Here is a 215-nt window from a genome sequence, read left to right as displayed (position 1 = left end):
TGGGGGGCATACTTCGTGGAAAGATGCTGTACCGACAGAATCGGCTCACCGGGGGTATTATCCACAGGAGGGAAGCGGCTTTCCAAGGAACGGCCGACCATGGCGGCAATCAGCTCGTTCATGTCGGTGTCTTTGGTGCTCTTGGTCATGACCAAGTTGCCGTCACGCAGCACCGAGACTTCATCGCAGATTTCGAAGATCTCGTCCATCTTGTG

The 215-nt window shown here is 55.3% G+C and carries 1 pseudogene; it reads right to left on the bottom strand.

What is annotated here, in order from left to right:
• A pseudogene (locus tag H6B10_RS17835) lies at positions 1-215 on the bottom strand (sugar ABC transporter ATP-binding protein); the annotation flags it as partial.

Source organism: Gemmiger formicilis (assembly GCF_016901605.1).
Lineage (GTDB): Bacteria > Bacillota > Clostridia > Oscillospirales > Ruminococcaceae > Gemmiger > Gemmiger formicilis_B.
Note: the sequence above shows the minus strand (reverse complement) of the source record. Positions and strands in the feature narration are given on the sequence as shown.